Below are 1093 nucleotides of genomic sequence, written 5' to 3'. Positions count from 1 at the left end.
CGTCAAGACGGTACTCGAGCATCCTGACGCCTATGACCATTTCTCGGTCAAGGGCAGCACCGGGCTGTCCTACGAGCTGACCAAGAAGCAGACGGTTTCCGCCGAGGTGGCGCTCGACTATTCCCGCATCCACGACGCTTTCGGCAAGCACAAATACCTGATCGCCAGCATTCCGCTGCAATATGTCTATGACAACCGGGACAACCGGCTGAACCCGACAAGCGGCTTCCGGGTGCTGGCCTATGCCGAGCCCAGCTACGACATTTTGAGCGGTGCGGCGTTCCTGAAGCTGAGGGGCGAAGGGTCGGCCTATCAGTCGCTGGACTCGGCTTCGAAATTCGTGCTGGCCGAACGTGTCGCCATCGGTTCGATCGTCGGCACCAGCCTCGAACATGTGCCAGCCGACCGGCGCTTTTATTCCGGGGGCGGCGGTTCGGTGCGCGGCTATGCCTATCAGGGCATCGGACCCAAGGACTTCACCGGCCAGCCGATCGGCGGCCTGTCCTTCTTCGAAACCTCGGTCGAGATGCGCATCGCCATCACCGATACGATCGGCATCGTGCCGTTCGTCGACGCCGGCACCGTATCGACCAAATCAGCTCCCGATTTCTCCGATGTCAAGGTCGGCGCCGGCGTCGGGCTGCGCTATGTCACGCCGTTCGGGCCACTGCGCATCGATGCCGCCGTGCCGCTCAACCGTGATCCGGGTGACCCGCATTTCGGCATCTATGCCGGCATCGGGCAGGCATTCTGAGCGATGAAAACAGTCTGGCGCATCCTCCGCATTGTCCTTTACACGCTGCTGATCGTGGTTGCGGGAGCGATCGGCGCGCTGGTGGTGCTGACCAAGACCGAGCGCGGCCGCGACAATCTCGCCGGCATCATTTCGCGGCTGGCTTCGAACGACAACCGCAAGATCACGGTCAGCGGCATAGACGGCATCTGGTCCGGGGCGCTCAGCGTCGACCATGTCGTGCTGGAGGACCGCGAGGGCGCCTGGCTGGTGGCGCGCAAGGTGGCCGTCGACTGGTCGCCGCTGGCGCTGCTGTCGAAAAACTTCAGCGCCGACCGTATCGCTGCCGAGCGTATCGAA

General features: G+C 63.1%; 2 protein-coding genes. Both read left to right on the top strand.

Going from position 1 to position 1093, the window contains the following annotated elements:
* The coding region (locus tag EN939_RS35390; protein WP_164751569.1) for an autotransporter assembly complex protein TamA at nt 1-754 on the top strand (754 nt) is incomplete at its 5' end.
* Between the two features lie 3 nt (nt 755-757).
* On the top strand, nt 758-1093 hold a 336-nt coding region (locus tag EN939_RS35385; protein ID WP_164751568.1), incomplete at its 3' end, for a hypothetical protein.

This window comes from Mesorhizobium sp. M7A.F.Ca.CA.002.05.1.1, assembly GCF_003998335.1.
Classification (GTDB): Bacteria; Pseudomonadota; Alphaproteobacteria; order Rhizobiales; family Rhizobiaceae; genus Mesorhizobium.
This window is presented reverse-complemented; position numbering and strand designations above follow the sequence as displayed.